We start from the raw sequence: 18,412 nt of genomic DNA on the forward strand, positions 1-18,412 counted from the left end.
CAAAATCGTTTTTATAAACGTAATTTGTGTATTTCAGGTAAATATAGTGAAGCTGACACTAGAATTTGAAATGAAGGTTTGTTGATAATGGCAATATACCTAAAAGTTAAACACCATACCGGATAAATCTATTTTTAATTTCATGATACGTTTGCTAGTTTTATCTATATCTTTTGCTTCATCCCTGATTTTTCTCTCAAAAAAGAATAGGAGCTAAGTCTGTTGAAAAATTTTTGGTATGCTTGTGAATTTAGCTTTGCAGTTAACAACAAGCCCAAGCAAATTGTGATGTTAAATCAAAGATTTGTCCTCTATCGTAATTCTCAAGGACAAGTAATCGCTTTGAAAGACCAGTGTCCTCATCGCGGCGCGGCTTTTTCTCTAGGCTGGATTGAAGACGACTGTATCCGCTGTCCCTATCATGGATGGAAATTTCAAGCTGATGGGCAATGTGTTGAAATACCTTCTAATGCACCTGGAACACCTATTCCTAAAAGAGCTAGTGTAGACAGCTACCCAGTTCAGGAAAAATATGGTTTTATTTGGTTGTTTTATGGTGATTTGCCAGAAGAAAAACGGCCTTCTTTGCCTATTTTCCCCGAATACATGGTTTCAACTATGCGTCCTGTTTATGACGAGGGTATAGATAATGCTAACTATGCTCGTCTTATGGAAGCTAATCTTGACTTTACCCATGTTATTGCAGTTCATAGGAAATCTTTTGGTCAGCGAATTCCTATAAATAAAACTATTAAGTATAAAGTTGATAAATACGATTGGGGCGCAGTTGCCAAAGTGAATTATGAATCATTAGGTAGCTCAAAAAGTTTTTTGAACTTTTTATTAGGTGGACGCCCAGAGTTGAAGACAAGATTGAGTTTATATTTACCTAATGTGACTTTAGCGGAAATTAGCATAGGTAGAGATGACAGTTTTGATATCAAGTTCGGTATCTTAGTTGCTCATCTTCCTATTGATGATAATACTACTGTTGTCAAACGCGTTTTGTATCGCAACATTTTACCCTTGCCTTTGCTAGATGGTTTTTTTAGAAAGATTGACCACAAACTTGCCCAAGAAGATACGGTAGTAGTTGCAACTTTAAACTCTCAACCAATACCCAAAATATCGGAAGAACTCCACGTTGCTGCTGATGCTTTAGATATTACTTTTCGCAAGTTTCTCCAAAAAGACTTAATGCAATCCTCTAGTTCAAACGTAAATAGCCACTACCCTAGTGAAGAATCTTCAGAAATTTTAACCCTGCGAGAACCAACTTACAAATGAGGTTATTACTTAACGGAAATCGTCTTGTAATTTATTCAAATGGCATTGCGGATACTCTCTAAGCTACCAATATCTGGCAGCAGCGATCGCTAATCAGGAAAGATTTATTCTTGGACGGTTCTTAACTCGACAATCAATAACAAAACAAGACTTAATTAATCGTGAGGAGATAAGCATGACCAATGTCCTAGAAAAATCAGTTAAACAACAGCCAATAATGCGCGGAGTAGCCGATAAAATTTTCAGACAAATGTTTGAAAATACTTGCCAAGCTCTTGAGGCGGTAGATGGTAAAGAACTGCTCGAACAGTCTTGGAATCGTGACAAAAACGGCATTTGGACTGTTGGCAAAAGTAGTGAGGATGCTATATATATTGACCGTGCTTTGCACAATGGTAATGTCTTTGAAAAGGTAGGAGTCAACTATGTAGCAATAGAGGGGGAATTGCCTCCTGGAACGTCTTTTCAGCAATCAGGTGCGGTTGCTACGGCAGTAGCAGACCGAATGACTAGTGACAAAGGGAGCCGCTTTTTCGCTACAGGTTCTAGCTTTGTTATTCATCCTCATAACCCGATGGTACCTACTGCTCATGTCAACTACCGCTATTTTCAGATTAACAATGACAACCAACCTATTTATTGGTGGTTTGGCGGCGGAGCAGACCTAACACCGTCTTACTTTTTTGAAGAAGATGCAGTTCATTTTCATAAGGTACATAAAGAGGTTTGCGATAAGCATGATTCCTCTTATTACCCTCGCTTCAAAAAATGGTGTGACGAATACTTCCACATACCCCATCGTGGTGAAAATAGAGGTATTGGTGGAATTTTCTTTGACCATCTAAATGAAGGCAATTCACAAGAACTTCTTTCTTTGGTAACAAATTGTGCAGAGGCTTTTCTTCCTGCCTATATGCCAATTGTAGACAGACGCAAGGATATGATCTTTACGGAAGAGAACAAGTACTGGCAGCGTCTTGTACGTGGGCGCTATGTGGAATTTATCTTATCATGCGATCGCGGTATCCGTTTCGGTCTAGCAAGCGGTATGGTTAAGCAGCAAAGTGTATTTAATTGTATGCCTCCTGCTGCTAGTTGGGAATATGACGATCAACCTGTTCCTGGTAGTAAGGAAGCAATGCTGAGAGAAGTGCTGAAAAATCCTAGAGATTGGTTATAAATTTCTCAATACTGATAGTTATTCGGGATTTATAGTTACCTTATGCAAATAAAATAAATAGTCATTGCTGAGATGAGAAAAACAAAATTGATGGATGTGAGGCAATCAAAAGCTAAGATTGCGTTGAGTAATCGCTCTGAAAATTACAAACAGCCTTTACAAAAAACAGCAAAAAACTTTCTTCTTGAAAAGACAAGATGGCGCAGAGATATAACAAGTGAACTCGAAATAGACATTGCATTATCCTGTCTTAATGTTTGTAGATATATGCTTGTTTGGATAATTTTGCTGTGCTTTTATGCCAGTAGGTAAAGTTTACAATCCAAGACTATTGATGGTGGGGATGAGTTGAATTCAAGAGAGTAATCAGCATGGAAAAAGATTTAGTTACAGGCAATTTGAGGATGGAAGATATCATCAACATTGATGAATCAAAAGCCATGAAGTTGTTCAGGAATAGATTTATAAGATACAAAAAACTGGTAGAAGAAATAGGAGACGAAGCCGCTTTTGAAAAAATGATGGAAAAATATCCTCAACAACAACAAGCATTGATGGGTACTTTCATTGATAACAATACCCTAGCTCAAGGTTTTAAGAAAGCAGCTCCTTTGCTAGGACTAATGGGCTTTGTTATGGAAATAGTAGATATTTCTCAAAATGGAACAGATGCAGCACTAGAAATTCAAAGGGTTTGTCCAGTTTTGTCTATTGCCAAAGAATATGGTTTTGCTCAGCCATGTCATGTCTTTTGTGAGATGGAACAAGAAGCAACTAAAAGAGCTTTTCCCGGTATAAAGGCTGCAATTCTTAGTAAACAAGCAGAAGGTGATTGTGTTTGTGTATTTAAGTATGAAAGACCTACTAAGAAGGTGATAGCATCAACTACATCAATGCAAAGCGTTTTTACTCAATTATTCAACCGTATTATAAATTTAGTAGGACTGGTTCCTAGTTTGATAAATATTGGTGTAAAGATGCTAAAAATGCGTTGATTAAATTAATTCTAACGCATTTTTTGAAAGGCTGATTTTAGAGTTGTCGCTGATTTTATGAGTTAGTATTTTTTTGACAAGTTCATTTTTTACAAATAACATTTTTCAATAAATTCCCATAACAAAACTCATTTTTATGAACACTATTGTTTCGGATCTAAAGCATCTTATTGACGGTGATGTTAGTAATATAAAAGAAGAATTAGAGGCAGTTTCTCAAGATTTTGGCGGCATTATTCAAAAACAACCTTTAATTGTTGTTCGTCCTCAAAACTCTACTGATGTTGCTAAAGCCATTCAATATGCTGTCGAGCAAGATTTAACTATTTCCTCACGGGCTGCGGGACATTCTTTAAGTGGTCAATCTTTAAATCAAGGTGGAATCCTCTTAGATATGAGGAATCTCAATCAAATTTATGATTTCTGCCCGGATGAACTTTGTTTCACATCTGATGTTGGTGTTACTTGGAAGCAAATTGTTGATACCTCGATACCACACGGCGTGATTCCTCCTGTTCTTACAAATAACTTTGAGGTTACATTAGGGGGAACTCTCTCTGCTGGTGGTTTAGGTTTAAGTTCTTTTCGCTATGGCTCTCAAGCTGATAATTGTCTTGGTCTAGAAGTCGTCACGGGAACAGGAGATATTGTTTGGTGTACGCCAGAAAAAAATAGCGAACTTTTCTATCATGTTCTTTGTGGTTATGGTCAGTTTGGGATTATGACCAAGGTACAAAATAAACTCAGAAAATACCGTCCCTTCACTCGCAGCTATTTTCTTTGCTATGACGACTTAGATTCTCTATTAAATGATGAACGTTTCCTAATATCAGAAGGGCTTGTCGATGGATTAGTATCTTTGTTTTCTCCATGTCTATTAGGATTATCTAGGGCAGGTGAAAATAGAATAAAACCCATAGTTCAGTGGTTTTATAGAATGCAAATTACCTTAGAAGTTGATTCTGAGAATGATATAGATGCAGATAAACTCCTCTCTAATTTAAATTTTTATCGTCACATCTATACTGAAGATCTGACCTTTGATAAGTTCATTCAACCAATAGCACAAGTATCTCATCCTGTAGATAAAGCTAACTCTTGGATAGACGTTCTTTTGCCAGCATCAAAAGTAAAAGAATACATAGATATTGCTCTGCAACGGATACCTTCTTTTATCGACTTTCGGACTATACCTGTAGGCTCATTTTGTCTACTTTCGCGCAATAATAAAATGCCTATGTTTCCTTTACCCGATGAAGATTTGATTGTTGGGTTTGGAATGTATCCGACTGTCCCTAAAGCTCAAGTTAAACCTGTTCTAGAGCAATTAAATTTACTCACTAACCTTGGTTTCCAAATGGGTGGCAAAAGATATATGGCTACTTGGGTAGAATTTGAGCTTCCACAATGGAGGCTCCAATTTGGTGATTACTGGTCTAAAGTCAATGAAATAAAAAGGAAATATGACCCGCATGGGATACTTAATCCTGGTTTTTTTAAGTATGAGCAGGTTGTAAAGACAAATATGAATTGTGCTTATATTAAATCTCATTAAATACTAGATTTTTTTGTCTCACGCAGCGGAAAGTCTGAGCGGAGGTTTCCGACGCTCGCGGACTCGCTAACGCTGCGCTATCCGATGGTCTGTTCACTGCCGAGAGGCGCAAAGCCTTGCGCCTCTCCCTTGTGTCCTCTGGACACAGGGCAACCGTTCTTTTAGAACGGTTGGGCAGTAAGACCGGCATAGCGTTCAGAACTTTCCAAGACAGAGGCGCAGAGTATTAGTAATTGGAGGAATATGTTGCAGGATTCTGAGGAAATTGGTAAACGGTCTTTATTTCCAGCCAATTTTCATTGGTTAGTTGTTTTGGGTATTGCTTGTATGGTAGGGATAGGGGTAGGAGTGTTCTATTTAGCTCGTCTATCAGCTACGGCTAAACGTCCAGTAGTTACTTCACAAGTTAGCCAGCCAGTTACTTCAAAAGTTAATGCACTAGGAAGGTTGGAGCCAGCAGGTGATGTGATTAAGATTTCTGCTCCTACTAATCCTAGCTTTGGTAGTGGTAGCCGTGTGGCTGAATTGTTGGTTGATGAAGGCAAAAAGGTAAGAGCGCAACAAATCATTGCTATCTTGGATAATCGCGATCGCCTGCAAGCTAACTTGGTAGAATCGCAAAAGCAAGTCCAAGTTGCCCAATTTCGTCTTGCTCAAGTAAAAGCAGGGGCAAAACAAGGTGAACTAGCAGCTATACAAGCGACTGTTAGAAATGTACAGGCAAATTTGGATGGTGAAATCCAAAGCCAGCAAGCCACCATCGCTCGTCTGAAAGCAGAGTTGCAGAATGCAGAGATAGAATTTCGCCGCAATCAAACTCTATATAATCAAGGAGCGATCGCAGCTTCAGCGCTAGATACTCGCAAATTAGCTCTAACAACCGCCCAAGAGCAGTTAAATAGTGCCAAAGCAGGCTTAGAACGGACTAAACGCACACTTACTGCACAGATTCAAGAAGCCAAAGCCACCTTAAACAAAACAGCAGAGGTGCGTCCTACAGATGTAGCAACCGCACAAGCAGAGATAGATAGCGCTGTTGCGACAGTTGAGAAGATTCGCGCCGAACTCGAATTGGCATACATCCGCGCACCAAAAGCCGGTCAAATTCTGCGGATTCAAGCTCATCCCGGAGAAACAATCGGTAACGAGGGAATTGTAGAACTTGGTCAAACTGACCAAATGTACGCCGTAGCAGAAATTTACGAAAGTGATATTGCCAAGATTCGCCCAGGCCAAACTGCCAGTATTACCAGTCCCAGCAATGCCTTTGGCGGTGAGTTAAGAGGCACAGTTGATCAAATTGGCTTAACAGTCGCTAAGAAAGATGTGCTGGATAGCGATCCAACAGCAGCAACAGATGCCAGAGTAATTGAGGTCAAAATTCGTTTAGATAAAGCCGCTAGTAAGCAAGTAGCTCGCTTTACAAACCTTCAGGTCAATGTCGAGATTGATTTGTAATTGTCATTTTTCCTTTGTCTTGTGTAAACACAAATGACTAATGACAAAGAACAACTCTTATAACCTTCAATATGTTTAAACGCAATATTCCATTGGCTTGGCTACAACTAATGAAGCAAAGAGGACGTTTTATTGTTGCTCTTTGTGGAATTACCTTTGCTAACTTTCTCATGTTGATGCAGTTAGGCTTTCAGTCGGCTTTATATGATAGTAATACACGCTTTCATGTACTTCTACAAACAGATCTGGTAGTAATTAGCCGCCAAGCTCAAAACTTGGGACTTCTCAGTTCTTTCCCTCGGCGTCGTTTGTTTCAAGCTGCTAATTTGTCAGAGGTTGAGTCAGTTAATCCCCTTTATATCCGCTTAGGAGTTTGGAAAAGTCTCGAAACTAAGCTTGATGAATCAATTCTAATTATAGGCTTTAACCCAGAACAACCTGCATTCAATTTGCCAGAAGTTAATCAAAGTTTGGATCTGATCAAATATCCAAACACACTGTTATTTGATCGTAACGCTAATGGTAAATATCAAGCTGCGATCGCTCAAGTAGCTCAAGGCAAATCTGTAACAACAGAACTGCAAGGACGTAAAGTTACAATTAGCGGATTGTATGAGGTTGGTGCATCTTTTGTTGCTAACGCCAGTGTGATTACTAGTGACCAGAACTTCTTGCGAATTTTTTCGACGCAGCAACCAGGCAAAGTTAATCTTGGTTTAATTAAACTAAAACCTGGTAGTAATCAGAATGCAGTAGTTAAAGAGTTGCAGTCTTATCTACCCGATGATGTGAGAGTTCTTACCCGTCAAGAATTTATTGATTTTGAGAAAAAATATTGGCAAGAAAATGGCGCGATCGGTTTTATTTTCTCTTTGGGTGTCACAATCGGATTTCTAGTTGGTGTGATTATTGTTTATCAAATTATTTATAGCGATGTTATGGATCACATTGCTGAATACGCCACACTCAAAGCAATGGGGTTTCGTAATGTCTACTTGTTGTCTGTTGTATTTCAACAAGCATTGATATTGGCTGTACTTGGTTATATTCCTGGTTGTTTAATTTCTTATGGCATGTATGGCTTAACACGAAATGCAACAAAGTTACCGTTATTTATGACTTTTGAGCGCGTAATTCAAGTTTTGATATTGACGATTATTATGTGTTTAATTTCTGGGGCGATCGCAATGCGAAAGTTAGACTCAGCAGACCCAGCAGATATTTTTTAAAATTCATCATTTAGCTCATGATTTATAAAATTTTTTATGAAAAATAAATCTATTATCTCTATTCAGAATGTTAATCACTTTTTTGGTAAAGGCAGCTTACGCAAACAGATTCTATTTAATATCAACTTAGACATTAACCCAGGTGAAATAGTAATTATGACTGGGCCGTCTGGGTCAGGAAAAACTACTTTGCTGTCGCTGATTGGTGGATTGCGCTCTTGTCAATATGGTAGTTTAAAAGTTATTGGTCAAGAACTCTGCAACGCCGAGCAAAACCAATTAATCAAAACACGGCGGCAAATTGGGTACATTTTCCAGGCGCATAACCTCTTGGAAAGCTTGACAGCGCGGCAAAATGTCGAGATGTCTTTAGAATTGCACGTAGACTCAGAGCGGCTTGTCGATAGACATCGCCTATCTTGGAAAGCAAAACGGGCTAAAGCTGTGCGAATGTTAGAAGCAGTCGGATTAGGAAATCGCGTTGATTACTACCCAGAAAATTTATCTAATGGTCAAAAGCAAAGAGTTGCGATCGCTCGCGCCTTGGTGGCAAATCCTAAAATTGTTCTTGCTGACGAACCAACAGCATCACTTGACAAGAAATCAGGGCGGGATGTGGTGGAACTGATGCAAAGCCTTGCCAAAGAACAAGGCTGCACTATCCTACTCGTTACTCATGACAACCGAATTCTAGATATTGCCCTTCGCGTCATTCATATGGAAGATGGTTATTTATTAGTTAACACTGAGAAGGATAAATCATTGTAGAGACGTTGCATTGCAACGTCTCATTAATTGAATCGGCATAACATTACTTTTGCCCATTACCTTGTAGATCTAATTCGCCATAAACGTTGATAACAAACGTAAATTCAATAGAGATGTTATTCCCTCTATAGGTTGTTGGTAAAGGTATGAAGGGTGCAGCTCGCTTTACAGCGCTGACTGCTGCTTCATCGGTAACGTTAAATCCAGAAGTTCGCGCAATTCGGAGATTGCTCACCTGACCTGAGCGGTTAATAGTAAAATGAAGCACTGACCGCCGAGAAGATTGGGTGACTTCAGGTATCCATTGCTGCCTCACTTGTCGCTGTAATTCTTTTAGGTAAGGCCCCAAATCTGTATCTTGACGAGCATCAACGCCATTAGAATCTGGATTGAAACGGTTGGAATTCGGTGAGGCTGCAAAATAATTACCTCCAAAATCACGACTAGATAAACTAACCGGGCCACCCAAGCGGCTTGCTGCGCCCGATTTTAAAGCTGGCTGGACTTGAGGTTTTCGCGGGGTAGCGCTATTCTCCAACTGCTCAGATGTGGGACTTGGTACAGTTGGTGTGGTGGTAGGAGCAACTGCGAGTTTTCGAGGTGGAATTTTGGCTGGTGTAGCCGCAGGAGTAACTACCGTTGGTGCTGTTGGTGCGGTGGTAGGAGTAACTGCAAGTTTTCGAGGTGGAATTTTGGCTGGTGTAGCCGCAGGAGTAACTACCGTTGGTGCTGTTGGTGCAATGGTAGGAGCAACTGCAAGTTTTCGAGGTGGAATTTTGGCTGGTGTAGTCGCAGGAGTAACTACCGTTGGTGCTGTTGGTGCAATGGTAGGAGCAACTGCAAGTTTTCGAGGTGGAATTTTGGCTGGTGTAGTCGCAGGAGTAACTACCGTTGGTGCTGTTGGTGCGGAGGGGGCCAATTTTGGTGGGAACGCCTTTGCTGGCTTGGGAGCACTTAAGTTATTCGGTCTTGAAACTTGCCCTTTTCCAATAGAATTATTGGCAGCTCGTTTTGAGGTTTTTTTCGGTGTCTTAGTTTCATCAGGAGGAACTTCAACGTACTCAATGGGAATTGCTTGGGAAGACGCTTGCCTTTGCTCAGATGCGACAGACCTTAGCCAATAATTGCCTGCAATAAACAGAATAAAATGCAGGAGGATGGAAGTAAACAAACAAAAGAGTAGTTCTGTTGGTTTATTCCTATCAAGCTGGAATTGATGAGACTTAGCCATGTTATTGTGCTTTCTTGACAGCAAGTCTATCTATATAGTGTAGGTGGTAAAAAGCAAGTATAATTTTCTGGCGATCGCCTACGCCATCGCTAGCTGTATAAACCCCTCAAGGCTTGACAGTCTTATTACGTAGAGCAACACATTTAAGACGTAGCCTTATAGAACAAAGAAACTTTATGTATGACTATGCGATCATGGGTGCTGGTTCAGCCGGTTGTGTGCTGGCTAACCGTTTGACAGCAGACTCAAAAAATACTGTACTACTGCTAGAAGCAGGAAAAGCTGACCATAAGCAAGAAATCCATATTCCTGCTGGTTTCCCAAAACTATTTAAAACTGAGTATGACTGGGCTTATTACACAGAAGAACAACTTTACCTAAATAACCGTAAACTTTACTGGCCAAGAGGAAAAGTTTTAGGCGGTAGTAGCTCTATTAACGCCATGATTTATATTCGAGGAAACTGGCGCGACTATGACCAGTGGCACGATTTAGGTAATCAAGGTTGGAGCGCTCAAGAGGTACTTCCGTACTTCAAAAAAGCTGAAAATCAGGAACATTTTGCTAATGAATATCATGGGATAGGAGGGCCTTTGAATATTAGCAATCTCCGCTGTATTAATTCCCTTTCCCACTCATTTATAGAAGCAGGAAAACAAGCAGGTTTACAACATAACAGCGACTTTAATGCAGCAGCACAGGAAGGAGTTGGATTTTATCAAGTAACTCAAAAAAACGGTAAACGTCACAGTGCTGCTGTTGCATATTTAAACTCGATTTTACATCGAAAAAACCTAACTATTCAAACTAACGCCCAGGCAATCCGCATACTATTTGCCGGAACCCAAGCTATAGGACTAATTTATATTCAAAACGGCATAACCCATGAGATAAAAATTGCCAAAGAAGTAATTTTAAGTGGTGGCGCTATTAATTCACCCCAATTGTTAATGCTTTCGGGAATTGGCCCAGGCGATCGCCTCAAGTCTTTGGGTATCCCAGTGATCATAGATTTACCCGGTGTAGGGCAAAATTTACAAGACCATTTGTCTGTACCCTTAACTTACAAATGTACAAAACCGCTGACTCTGGCTAATGCAGAAAATCTTCAAAATTTTCTCACATATTTATTTTTTAAGAAGGGGCCGTTGACTACAAATGTCGCCGAGGCTGGAGCTTTTTTTAAAACTCGAACTGATTTGTCTCAGCCGGATTTGCAAATTCATTTTGCTCCTACATATTATTTAAATCATGGTTTTACAAAACCCAAAGGACATGGATTTACACTGGGGCCAAGCCTTTTACATCCCCAAAGCAAAGGTAGCATTACTTTACGCTCAAATAATCCATTAGAGCCGCCAGTTATTCAACCCAATTATCTGGCTATTCAATCTGATTTACAAGTTCTAATAGCAGGTGTTAAGCTGTCTCGTAAACTCATAAAAATGCAAGCATTTGATGCATTTCGTGGTGAGGAATTAGTCCCTGGTTCTCAGGTACAACAAGAAGAGGATATCTGCGCTTTCATTCGTAACACTGCGGAAACCTTATATCACCCAGTTGGTACGTGCAAGATGGGTAACGATCCACTAGCAGTGGTAAACTCCCAACTCCAAGTTCATGGAGTACAAGGTCTACGAGTAGTAGATGCATCTATTATGCCTTCTATCGTCAGTGGTAACACTAATGCTCCCACAATCATGATTGGCGAAAAAGCTGCTGACATGATTAAGTAATTCAGAATTTTCGGGTTTTAAGTAGACGTACTCTGTGGGTTGCTACAGACTTTCCCCAAAATCTCAAATCCAAAATGGTATCAAGTTAATTAATAGACTTCTTGCAAAAATGCGAATTAGTGAAAAATGAACCACAGATAACTCATCGGTGTTTATCCATGTTTATTTGTGGTTTAATTTCCAAAACATTGACTTTTGCAAGAGATATAATCAATCAGAATTTGCTGATTCTGATGTTTGTGTCAAACGTGGTGAATGACGCCGCCAACGGGTAAAGCCATAGATACCAGCAGCCAAAATCAACAGATAGGGACTGTATACCATTAACCAAATACCCAATTTGAGTAAGCGAACTGTAAATCCACTAAGGGAGTGAGTAGAGTTGTTCCAAGTTTCTTGAATTTGCTCTCCTAATGCACGCTGTGGACTAGTGCTAGAAATTGCTGCTTCTAAGTTCAGTGTAATAGTTGAATAAGTAACTTGATTTTGTAAGTTTTTCAATTGAGCATCAATTTGCTCTATGGATTGCCGAACATTACTAAGTTCTTGAGCGACATTTAACACATCTCTTACAGAACCGGAGCGATCCATAATTTTTTGTAAATTGGCTTCAGTCTTTTGTAGATTAGTTAACCTGGCTTGTAAATCCACTAAGCGATCGCCTACATCTTCGGCAGTGATATTGCGACTATTTAATGTGCCCAATTTAGCCAGTTCATCTATGGTAGATTCTAATAGATTCTGTGGTACTCGTATTTGTATTAATGCAGTATGACGCGTACTTTCCTTTGTCGGCTGTTGTTCTTTTAACCCGATTAAGTCCCCTTGTTGTTTATTGATAATTTGCGAGACAGTATCGATACTCTTATCTACAGAGTTCACAATCAATGTCATTGCTGCCTTTTTGATCAGTTGGGGACGCGCACGAGGTATCGGTGCAGCGTCAGCCTTTTGAGCGATATTTCCAGTAGTTGATGCAGCTTGTTCAGCTGCAATTGGAGATGATGCCTGATTTGACGGCTGAGGAGCAGAAGCACAACTAGTGAAAATTAACCCTCCCAGTAGCGCACTCACAAATAAAGCTGATTTGCCTGGTAATTGAGTTGAGGCGTGCATAATCTACCCTTAGATGGATGAAGTTAACCTAAGTATCGCCGACGGAAAACTTAAAGCTGGCATTGTTGCAATTTATGTAACCAATACCAAGCAGTAAGCTTGTTTTACACACCTTAAGTTTTAACTTCTACAATTAACCAGCTACTAATTTTTTTATTTCATGACTCTGGTTGCGTTAAAAATTGCTAGTAAAGCTACACCAACATCGGCAAAAACAGCTTCCCACATTGTCGCCACACCTAAAATACCCAATCCAATAAATACACCTTTGATTGCTAAAGCAAAACCAATATTTTGCCAAACAATTTTATGTGTTTTTCTAGCAATTTGTATTGCTTCTGCCACTTTTGACGGTGCATCAGTCATGATCACAATATCAGCAGTTTCTATTGCCGCATCTGAGCCTAATCCACCCATTGCCATACCTATATCGGCTCTAGCAATTACTGGCGCATCATTAATACCATCTCCAATAAAAGCAACCTTACTATGCTTACTGGCTGTGCTGAGTATTTTCTCAATGGCGCTGACTTTTTCTTCTGGTAATAACTCTGCTTGGTAGGAATCTATGCCAATCTGTTGAGCAATACGGGAGGCGATCGCCTGATTATCTCCAGTTAACATTACTGTTTTCTCTACACCCATTTGCTTTAATGCTTGAATAGCTTGCTTAGCGTCTTCCTTCAATTCATCAGCAATCACAATATACCCAGCATAAATATGATCAACTGCTAAATGAACAACTGTTCCTTCTATCTGGCAGATATCATGAGCAATCTTCTCTTTATGTAATAGGCGATCGCTTCCCGCTAGAACTATCCGATTTTCTACTTTAGCTCTAATTCCATAACCTGCAATTTCCTCATAATCTCTCACTTGAGATACTTCGATATTTTCACCATAAGCATCACGTATAGATTGAGCAATAGGATGATTTGAATGTAACTCAACCTTGGCAGCTAATTGCAGCAATCCTGACTTACTAAAACCATTTATTGGCACAATCTGTACTACTTTAAATACTCCTTTAGTCAATGTTCCAGTTTTGTCAAAAACAACTGTTTTGACTGTATTTAACGCATCCAAAAAAGTAGAACCTTTCACAAAAATTCCCCGTTTAGCCGCACCTCCAATACCCCCAAAGTAACCCAACGGGATACTAATCACTAATCCACATGGGCAGGAAATAACTAATAAAATCAAAGCACGATAAACCCATTCTGAAGAGGTTGCTCCAGGAATGAATAAAGGAGGTAAGATTGCAACTGCCAGAGATGCAAAAACTACTATCGGTGTATAATATCGAGCAAACTTAGTAATAAACTTCTCTGTTTCTGCTTTTTTGCTTCTAGCATTTTGCACTAAATCTAAAATCTTGGCGATGGAAGATTCATCAAAAAGTTTTGTTACTTTGATTGTTAAGACACCCATTTTATTGAGCATTCCAGCTAACACCGTTTCTCCTAACTTTACCGTTCGCGGTACAGATTCTCCAGTTAATGCAGATGTATCAACTTGTGACTTGCCTTCTATAATTTCACCATCTAAGGGAATTTTTTCTCCTGGTTTGACGATGATAATATCCCCAATATTTACTGTTTCCGGTGATACTTTTTTCAGTTCTCCCTCTATTTGGATATTGGCATAATCTGGGCGTATTTCTAAAAGCGCTTTGATGGAATTACGGGAACGATTGACGGCAATATCTTGGAATAATTCGCCAATTTTGTAAAATAGCATGACTCCGACAGCTTCGGGTAATTTATGAATTGCGATCGCTCCTAATGTAGCTACAGTCATCAAAAATGTTTCATCAAATACTCTGCCTCGAAGTATATTACGCCCAGCCGTTTTTAAAACACTCCATCCACTCAATAAATAGGCAGGAATAAAAAGTAAATATTCGCCTAGAGAATAAAGTGTATTGTGTAATTGAGCTTCAAAAATTACACCAGGTATATACAAACTTAAAATTATAACTAGAGGAAATACCTCACTTTTAAAATTGAATTCTCCACTATGGTTGTGATTATGACTATCATCATGATTATGATTATGGGCATGGTTACGATTCTCATCATGGTCATGTTCACATCCACAACCACCGGAAGATTCTGAATGTATTTTTTGCTTCATTTTTGTTGAATTTGGATATATGAGCTTTTGTTCAAATTTAATAAACATAATAAGTTTTTACAAGTCATTTAATTTAAGATTCCCGACTTCTTAAAGAAGTCGGGAATCTTGTTGTTGTTTAAAACTTACTTGACCTGCAACAGTTAATCGGATAACCTTAGCATTTAGGTACATTATTCAAGGAAACCGATGAACAGAAAATTAATACTTAATTTACTTTCCAGTTCCTCAATTTTTGTGTCGCTAATGTCTACGTTGGCAGCATTTAATCCTGCCCACGCTAGTATTACTCAGCGATTAATGCACACACAAGATGGTCGTACTTGTATCACTAACCCACATGGTGGAACAAATTTTGTGTGCATTCGAGATTCAGAAAGAAAGCAAGCGTATTCCTCTACACGTTCCTCAACTATTACCACATCAGTATCAGATGAGAATATTGCCATGTTGAACTTTACCGACGAGGAAAGCGATGCTGCAATTAAACTATTTCAATGTGACTGTCCATACTGTATAAATTCTTTGCGTCAGTTGCGTGGTACAGGGAACTTAGTGTACTAAAATTTATTAGCCCTTGTAGCGATCGCTATAAGTTCTGCTAAATAGACGTGATTAATCTGTAAAAAACCAAAAAAAGCATTTTTATTTTTAACCAAGTATCACCACTATATTTTGTCAAACATAATGAGATGTTCGTAGTAAGCACTTTAGTGCTTAAAAAATCAAGGACTAAAGTCCTTAATACGAACACCTATGACCATCAAAATGCATGAGACAGACCACGATTTTTGAGAATCTTGTGACTTTTATCAGGTATTAGGTATTAGTTATTTACCTTGTCCTTAGTCTCAGTCACCTTTATTCAACTACCTCATTGACTGGGAATCTATCAATCAACTGCATCGCCCGATAGGCATTGCGCTGAAAAGATGTCGGCAAATGGGGAACATGGGGAATCTGCGATAATAAATCCAAAGTCCGGCGTAAAATTCTCACTACATCGCCTTCATCTAAGCTGGTATTTTCGCAGAGTTCTGTCCACTCCATTCCCAAAGCCCACTGTTCTACTAGCGCAATTAATTCAAATTCCAACCATATAGGTAGCGCTACGTTATATCGGCGTTGTAGTTGGAACATCTGGCGGCGAATTCCGCGCAATTTTGCCAAAGCTTCAGCTACTTGATTACTCAGCTCGAAATTAACCTTACTGTCTGGACGGGGAGTTTCTGTCACCAAAGCCGCGATAGCAGCTGCTAAATGTTGCGGATCTAAGTTGTCCAATTCACCGCTAGCGAATGCTAAACCTAGCCACAATTCATTTTCTCCCCGAATTGCAGCAGCGATACGTCCTAACTCTGTGGGTACTAAGTTATCCAAACAACCAAAGTGTTGGAGAATTTCAATTAAATTAGTAAATTCTTCCCAATAACGTTGAGATTGTTGCTCTACTTGAGCTTGCATCACTTGAAGTTCAGCCTCTAATTCAACATAACGCGCCCTGCGTTTAAAAATAGTGGCGGCATTGCCTGATTGATGTAAAGGATGAGATTCTAATTGCTCTTGGAGTGCGGTTACTCGACTGAGTTGTTCTGCTACTTCTGGAGCTAGATGCAGAGACTCCTCTGGTTCAGGGATGCGCTGGGCGATCGCAAATGTCTCTTCATTACCACGTCGAGATTGTCCCGGTTTAAAAGGCATCTCTGGCGGTGGTAGTACTTCGGGTGGGATGTCAACTCGTGGTAGTTCGGCATATAAATCGACTACATCTGCTGTGGTGGCTACATACCAGCGGTTATCTAGCCCTAAGCATACCAAGTAAGGAGCTTGACCAGAACCCGGTGTTTTCCCTACTAAAACTGCTGTAACGGGCGAAGGCACGGTAATGTGTTTTCCTTTAAGACTCAACAGGGTTCCCGACACTGCAAAGTCCAACATCATTCCTAATTGTTCTTGTCGGTCTTCCTGCGCTTGCTCTTGTAGGGTTTTTAATATCTGACGTTCAACTTTCAAGCGTTGCCGCAATTTCTCATACACAGCTAGTTCATTTTCATCAACCGCTGCGATTTGCTCCTGTAATTGGACTAACTGATTTTGGAGTTCGGCAATTTCCTCGTAATCTGGTCTTAAATGTAAAGTCGCCATGTACTGCCCAAAACTGCGTTCTATCAGTTCTCTGGCTTGCTCCAGAGTATGAGTTTGCAGTAAGTTCAAGACCATACCGTAGCTGGGCGTAAACTGGCTAACCAAGGGGTCTGGCTTGGATGTAGCCAAATACGCTGCTTCTTTCGCGCCTTCAAAGGGGGTTTGGACTGTTACCACATGACCTTGTTTATCCATACCCCGCCGACCAGCTCGGCCTGCCATTTGCAGGAATTCGGAAGCATTTAACAAGCGGTGTCCAGTGTCAGTACGTTTGGAAAGGGTAGAAATAACTGTTGTCCGGGCGGGCATATTAATTCCCGCTGCCAGTGTCTCGGTAGCAAATACAACTTTAATCAGCCCTTGCTGAAATAATTCCTCTACTAACACTTTCCAAGCAGGTAATATTCCGGCGTGATGTGCGGCAATTCCCCGATATAGAGGTGCAATTTGTCCAGAACGTCCAGCTTCAGGATTGCGGGTTAAAAAGTCATCAATTTGTTGCCGCAAAATTTGGGACTCGTCATTATTTACCAGCCATAAATCACCCACTTCTGCCACTGCTTTATCGCATCCCCGGCGGCTGAAGATAAAGTAAATCGCTGGTAGCATATCCCTTTGCTGTAGCTGGCTCAGGGTGTAAATTATTCCAGGAGCCTCTGGTCTTCCAGCTCTGCCTCTGTCTCTTTCTCCCCCTCTGGCTCTCTTCTTTTGAAGGCGGGGATTGATTTTAGTTTTGCTATCATTCAGTAGAGGAAATAGCCCTTTAGGATTGCAATAGTGAAATTCCAGGGGTACTGGGCGGAAATCAGAGTAAATCAGGTCAGTTGGGCCGTGAACGCGATTTAACCAGTCGGTGAGTTGATCGCTATTGGCAACCGTTGCTGAAAGGGCTGCCAGTTGAACTTCACGGGGACAATAGATAATTGATTCTTCCCAAACTGTCCCCCGTTGGCGATCATTCATGTAGTGGCACTCATCCAACACTACCGCTTCCACGTCTACTAACGAGATACCAATTTGCCCAATGGGTGTCCCATAAAGCATATTCCGAAAAATTTCTGTAGTCATCACCAAAATCGGTGCATCTCTGTTAATGGAAGCATCTCCAGTTAACAGTCCGACGAGATCAGGCCCGAATTTTTCTCGGAAGTCACGTAATTTTTGATTTGACAGCGCTTTTAAAGGAGTAGTGTAAAATACACGTTTTCCTCGCGACAAGGCGCGATAAATGGCGTATTCCCCTACTAATGTTTTGCCCGAACCTGTGGGCGCACATACGACTACGGAACGTCCGGCGTTGATGGACGCGATCGCATCCTGCTGGAATTGATCCAATTCAAAGGGAAATATCGACCCTAGGTTAAGTTCTGGAGAAGGCGCAGGATAATTCACTCAATCAAATTTGCAACCGGATTGTTTACTATATTAACGGCTATTTTGTCAACTTCGGCAGGGGGATTGGGGATTGGGTACTAGGGACTGGGGATTAGGGATTAGGGATTGGTTGTTAAGTATTTAAGTATTGGGTCTTAAAGATCGAATATTTAAGTATTGGGAAACTCTTCCCCAGCCCCCA

Annotated in this window: 13 protein-coding genes; 9 read left to right on the plus strand and 4 right to left on the minus strand. The window is 40.2% G+C overall.

Going from position 1 to position 18,412, the window contains the following annotated elements; all coding sequences use genetic code 11:
• The first annotated feature begins 222 nt into the window (after positions 1-222).
• The 7 genes from FNW02_RS18060 (at position 223) to FNW02_RS18090 (ending at position 8,472) form a co-directional block, all read left to right on the plus strand.
• Positions 223-1,287, plus strand: coding sequence for an aromatic ring-hydroxylating dioxygenase subunit alpha (locus tag FNW02_RS18060; protein ID WP_225225738.1), 1,065 nt, complete (start codon positions 223-225; stop codon positions 1,285-1,287).
• A gap of 175 nt (positions 1,288-1,462) precedes the next feature.
• Positions 1,463-2,467 (plus strand): oxygen-dependent coproporphyrinogen oxidase, encoded by a 1,005-nt coding sequence (hemF, locus tag FNW02_RS18065; RefSeq protein ID WP_191758896.1) that lies wholly within the window; start codon positions 1,463-1,465, stop codon positions 2,465-2,467.
• A gap of 371 nt (positions 2,468-2,838) precedes the next feature.
• On the plus strand, positions 2,839-3,462 hold the full coding sequence (locus tag FNW02_RS18070) for an L-2-amino-thiazoline-4-carboxylic acid hydrolase (protein ID WP_191758897.1): 624 nt from the start codon (positions 2,839-2,841) through the stop codon (positions 3,460-3,462).
• Between the two features lie 136 nt (positions 3,463-3,598).
• Positions 3,599-5,017: an FAD-binding protein gene (locus FNW02_RS18075; protein ID WP_191758898.1), complete on the plus strand. Its 1,419-nt coding sequence runs from the start codon at positions 3,599-3,601 to the stop codon at positions 5,015-5,017.
• A 243-nt stretch (positions 5,018-5,260) separates the two neighbouring features.
• Positions 5,261-6,475 (plus strand): ABC exporter membrane fusion protein, encoded by a 1,215-nt coding sequence (locus FNW02_RS18080; protein ID WP_191758899.1) that lies wholly within the window; start codon positions 5,261-5,263, stop codon positions 6,473-6,475.
• 71 nt (positions 6,476-6,546) lie between these two features.
• Complete coding sequence (gene devC / locus FNW02_RS18085; protein WP_191758900.1) at positions 6,547-7,704, plus strand: ABC transporter permease DevC; 1,158 nt, start codon at positions 6,547-6,549, stop codon at positions 7,702-7,704.
• Positions 7,705-7,740: 36 nt separating this feature from the next.
• The gene (locus tag FNW02_RS18090; RefSeq protein ID WP_191758901.1) at positions 7,741-8,472 is read left to right on the plus strand and encodes a DevA family ABC transporter ATP-binding protein; all 732 of its coding nucleotides are present in this window, start codon (positions 7,741-7,743) and stop codon (positions 8,470-8,472) included.
• 43 nt (positions 8,473-8,515) lie between these two features.
• On the opposite strand, the gene FNW02_RS38755 is transcribed toward FNW02_RS18090, so the two are convergent.
• The gene (locus FNW02_RS38755; protein ID WP_225225739.1) at positions 8,516-9,703 is read right to left on the minus strand and encodes a TonB family protein; all 1,188 of its coding nucleotides are present in this window, start codon (positions 9,701-9,703) and stop codon (positions 8,516-8,518) included.
• Between the two features lie 176 nt (positions 9,704-9,879).
• On the opposite strand from FNW02_RS38755, the gene FNW02_RS18105 reads away from it, so the two are divergent.
• Positions 9,880-11,439 carry a GMC family oxidoreductase gene (locus FNW02_RS18105; protein WP_191758904.1) on the plus strand — a complete coding sequence of 520 codons (1,560 nt, stop codon included), beginning with the start codon at positions 9,880-9,882 and terminating at the stop codon, positions 11,437-11,439.
• A 210-nt stretch (positions 11,440-11,649) separates the two neighbouring features.
• Here the strand turns inward: FNW02_RS18105 and FNW02_RS18110 are convergent, their stop codons facing one another.
• Positions 11,650-12,555 (minus strand): DUF4349 domain-containing protein, encoded by a 906-nt coding sequence (locus tag FNW02_RS18110; protein WP_191758905.1) that lies wholly within the window; start codon positions 12,553-12,555, stop codon positions 11,650-11,652.
• 153 nt (positions 12,556-12,708) lie between these two features.
• Positions 12,709-14,691 (minus strand): heavy metal translocating P-type ATPase, encoded by a 1,983-nt coding sequence (locus FNW02_RS18115; protein ID WP_191758906.1) that lies wholly within the window; start codon positions 14,689-14,691, stop codon positions 12,709-12,711.
• Positions 14,692-14,880: 189 nt separating this feature from the next.
• On the opposite strand from FNW02_RS18115, the gene FNW02_RS18120 reads away from it, so the two are divergent.
• Positions 14,881-15,255, plus strand: coding sequence for a hypothetical protein (locus FNW02_RS18120; protein ID WP_191758907.1), 375 nt, complete (start codon positions 14,881-14,883; stop codon positions 15,253-15,255).
• A gap of 297 nt (positions 15,256-15,552) precedes the next feature.
• Here the strand turns inward: FNW02_RS18120 and FNW02_RS18125 are convergent, their stop codons facing one another.
• A complete protein-coding gene (locus tag FNW02_RS18125) occupies positions 15,553-18,228 on the minus strand; it encodes a DEAD/DEAH box helicase (protein WP_191758908.1) in 2,676 nt (891 codons plus the stop codon).
• Positions 18,229-18,412 lie beyond the last annotated feature (184 nt).

Source organism: Komarekiella delphini-convector SJRDD-AB1, assembly GCF_014831675.1.
GTDB lineage: Bacteria > Cyanobacteriota > Cyanobacteriia > Cyanobacteriales > Nostocaceae > Komarekiella.

Bases quoted from the DNA above. Each gene is read 5' to 3' on its own strand.
- hemF (WP_191758896.1), top strand. From the start codon at position 1,463: ATGACCAATGTCCTAGAAAAATCAGTTAAACAACAGCCAATAATGCGC.
- FNW02_RS18070 (WP_191758897.1), top strand. From the start codon at position 2,839: ATGGAAAAAGATTTAGTTACAGGCAATTTGAGGATGGAAGATATCATC.
- FNW02_RS18075 (WP_191758898.1), top strand. From the start codon at position 3,599: ATGAACACTATTGTTTCGGATCTAAAGCATCTTATTGACGGTGATGTT.
- FNW02_RS18080 (WP_191758899.1), top strand. From the start codon at position 5,261: ATGTTGCAGGATTCTGAGGAAATTGGTAAACGGTCTTTATTTCCAGCC.
- devC (WP_191758900.1), top strand. From the start codon at position 6,547: ATGTTTAAACGCAATATTCCATTGGCTTGGCTACAACTAATGAAGCAA.
- FNW02_RS18090 (WP_191758901.1), top strand. From the start codon at position 7,741: ATGAAAAATAAATCTATTATCTCTATTCAGAATGTTAATCACTTTTTT.
- FNW02_RS38755 (WP_225225739.1), bottom strand. From the start codon at position 9,703: ATGGCTAAGTCTCATCAATTCCAGCTTGATAGGAATAAACCAACAGAA.
- FNW02_RS18105 (WP_191758904.1), top strand. From the start codon at position 9,880: ATGTATGACTATGCGATCATGGGTGCTGGTTCAGCCGGTTGTGTGCTG.
- FNW02_RS18110 (WP_191758905.1), bottom strand. From the start codon at position 12,555: ATGCACGCCTCAACTCAATTACCAGGCAAATCAGCTTTATTTGTGAGT.
- FNW02_RS18115 (WP_191758906.1), bottom strand. From the start codon at position 14,691: ATGAAGCAAAAAATACATTCAGAATCTTCCGGTGGTTGTGGATGTGAA.
- FNW02_RS18120 (WP_191758907.1), top strand. From the start codon at position 14,881: ATGAACAGAAAATTAATACTTAATTTACTTTCCAGTTCCTCAATTTTT.